The organism is Rhodococcus sp. EPR-157 (assembly GCF_001647195.1).
In the GTDB taxonomy this organism is placed as follows: Bacteria; Actinomycetota; Actinomycetes; order Mycobacteriales; family Mycobacteriaceae; genus Rhodococcoides.
On the sequence record NZ_LVCV01000198.1, the window covers coordinates 1 to 3,073 of the forward strand.

3 protein-coding genes and 1 pseudogene are annotated in these 3,073 nt (G+C 66.1%); all 4 read right to left on the reverse strand.

Annotated elements, in window-relative coordinates; all coding sequences use genetic code 11:
* Positions 1-326, reverse strand: a 326-nt coding sequence (locus A2J03_RS09190; protein ID WP_197480686.1) for a TerD family protein, incomplete at its 3' end; no start/stop codon positions are given.
* Positions 327-421: 95 nt separating this feature from the next.
* The gene (locus A2J03_RS09195; RefSeq protein WP_156520285.1) at positions 422-1,186 is read right to left on the reverse strand and encodes an ESX secretion-associated protein EspG; all 765 of its coding nucleotides are present in this window, start codon (positions 1,184-1,186) and stop codon (positions 422-424) included.
* Positions 1,183-2,655: a hypothetical protein gene (locus A2J03_RS30450; protein WP_068372488.1), complete on the reverse strand. Its 1,473-nt coding sequence runs from the start codon at positions 2,653-2,655 to the stop codon at positions 1,183-1,185. The genes A2J03_RS09195 and A2J03_RS30450 overlap by 4 nt, the downstream gene beginning before the upstream one ends.
* 123 nt (positions 2,656-2,778) lie before the next feature.
* Positions 2,779-3,073 (reverse strand): annotated as a pseudogene (locus A2J03_RS09205) (HAD family hydrolase); the annotation flags it as partial.

Below are 3,073 nucleotides of genomic sequence, written 5' to 3' on the forward strand. Positions count from 1 at the left end.
GTGGGAGGGGCGGAACGACCGAAGCTGCTCGACGAATCCTCGAGGGTGATGACCGCGCGGATCTGCTCGATGTCGGCAGGAACCTGGGCCAGCGAGATCGCCAGTTGCGCAGGCTGTCCGGCAGGGCCGGGTACCAGACGGACGCCGGGACCCGTCGGCTGATTGAAGAACACGAAGTCCGCGTCGGTCCGTACTTTCCCGTTGGCACCGACCATCAGTGCGGACAGGTCGGCGGGCGCGGTGAGTCGCACCGAGACGACGACGTCGCCTGCAGTGATCGGGCCGTTCTGACCCTTTGCCAAGGGCTGGCCGGCTGGAGCAGACATACAGGAAGTCCTTCGTCTCGGTGTCAAGATGCTGCACACCAATGTACTGGGTCGATTTGTCCGAAACCCGGACCCCGAACCCACTGGTCGATGTGTCAGGCGCGCAGCGTTGCCTTCTCGACGAGTTCTTGTATCTCGGACGCGAGTTCGGCGGCGGACACGGGTACGACACTGATGTTCGCCGAATGTCGAATCATGTACCGGCCGTCGTCGTCGAAATCGACCCACTGCACGCCGGAAGTACCCTCGGTGAGCCTGCTGTCGGGTGCTGGACCCGCGCACACCAGAATTTCACCGGCACTCGACGGTGCCCGCGAAAACAGCCGCTGATAGCGCGCGTCGTCGGTCGTCCGCGGCGTGCTCGACAGGAGCGGTGAACTCGACTCGGTGTCGGTGGGGCGCACAGGTCGGTCGACGTCGATCCTCGGACTGGTCCCGCGGCCGACATCGGGCAGAACCGACAGAACTGCGCTCACGCTTCGGAACGGTTCCATCAGGTGCACCGTGACATCTGCGCCGGAGCGGTCGTGGACACCCGGACGCTGCGTCAGCACGGCGGCGGAGTCGAAACCGATGGCCGCGTGGGCTCGAAGCTTCTCGTGCGCCGATTGTCCCACCCGCACGTGGCCGACCACTTCGACACGGACCCGCGGTTCGATGATCGTGTGCACCGCGACGCGTAAGTCCGCGTCCATGATCGGTGCGACGGAATCCGCCGCCTCCTGGCGCTGCCGATGGTAGTCGGCGGCGGAGTCGGCATGCGGCGTGAACTGCAGGGGAAACGGCAGCCGATCTCGCCCCGCCTGTTCCAGAAGCATCCGAAACGGAAGCCCCTCGAAGGTCCAACGACGATCGTTCACTCGCCGAGCACCGGTGGTGCAACGAGCGGTAGCGAGCCGATCAAGTCGTCCCCGTTGACAGCGTCGATCAAATACCCGGGGGTCGTGTGCACGTCGTCGTCGCCACCCGGCCCGCCGCGGCCCCCGGCCGGTGCCATGCCACCCATCCCGCCCATGCCCGGGGCTCCAATGCGTCCCGCCCCGGCGGCCCCTCCCGGTGCAGCACCGCCGGCACTCGATCCGAGGCCACCGCCCTGAGCGCCTCCCAGCGACGAGCCACCTCCTGCGCCGCCGAGCGACCCGGATCCACCGAACCTGCCCCCGGCCCCACCTGACGGCGACCGTCCTGAAGAACCGCCCTGTCCCGTCGCCATGGAACCGCCGTACGGGGAACCTGACGTCGAACTGCTCGATGTGCCCTGACCCCCGGGTCCCGATGTGCCCTGACCCCCGGGTCCCGATGTGCCCTGACCCCCGGGTCCCGATGTGCCGGTACCGGATTGTTGTCCGGCGCCCGGTGACTCGGACGGTGCCCAGCTCGACGCCTGCGTGGCGGTGTCCTGTGGAGTCGCCGCTGCCTGGGGTTGGGCCTGCGAATCGGTTGTGCCCTGCCCAGATCCCCCCTGCCCGGGTCCCGCCTGACCGTTACCGCCTTGCCCAGAAACTTCCTGCCCAGAACCTCCCGATCCGGATCCGCCGGACCCGAAACCGGAGTAGGGAATGGGGTTGGAATCCATTCGTGGGTCGCCCAGACCCGGGAAGGTATTGGGTGCGTCGGTTCCGTTCAGCGGGTTCACCGCTGGCGGTAGTACTGGAACCTGCACGGCCGCTTCGCGAATGACCGGTGCGTATTGAGTCTTCATCACCGACCTCGCCGCTTCCTCGGCTTCCTCGTGCAAGTGTTGGAAACTTTTCATGTCACCGGGCAGGAACGTCCTCGTACTCCAGGTCAGTGCGTCGAGGATCTTCTCGCCGCCGGCATAGGGGACGGGCGGCGGCAGCATCGCTTTCGTGCTCGTGACGCCGCCGAAGCTTTCCATCACCTTCGTCGCCAGAGTGTCCGCAGACAACATCAGTTCGACGGACGAGTTGGCGTACTTCTGCACGCCCTGGCCTGCTGCATCTGCCGCGACGCCCTGCCAGTTGGTGCCGATCTGACCCGCAATTTGTTGGGCGAACGATGCGGCACTCCGCGCTGCTTCGAATCCGAGCGCGCGCCAGTTGTTCGCGGTCTGGTCGATGGTGCTGGGGTCCAGGCTGCCTGCCTTCGCCCAGATGTCCTCGTGCGACATCACGTCGAACGGATCGTCGGCAACCGGATTCGAGTCGAACTGGGCGGAGTACCCAGCCCTGGTGGCGAAGTCGCGCTTGAGGGCATCTGCGAACTGCTGTACGAACTCGGTGTCGTCCGTGCTGGCGGTCATCGCGATGTGAGCGAGCCTCTCGAGCTCGCTGCTGAGATCGCCGATCCCGATCGGTTCGGGGCTCACGACAGCTCACCCGCCCTGCTGCGTCGCACACGAGAACCACTGCGCATTTTCGACTACCCCCTGTGTTCGAGAAAGACCAGTGCGTACAAAGACCACTTGCCTACTTGGACGCAGCGGCGGCCGCTACGGTTCCACTCGATCGTCGACTTGTTCGCCGAGCCAGGTGAGGATCTCCTCGCCTGCCCTGCCTCCAGACGTCGCCGTCACGGTGAGGCCACGGTGTTGGAAGTTCAGTGCCTCCAGTTCACCGTGCGCGGGGCGAATCGCCCGGTCGGCTGCGATGAGCATGTCGGCATCGAGAGCGCCGTCGCCCGCAGCGAGGGTGAGAGGCCGAGTGCTCAGAATCCCGTCGTCGACGCAGCGCTTCACGACCTCGGCCACCGCTTTGCTCTTGCTCACCATGTCGGGCATCGTGTAG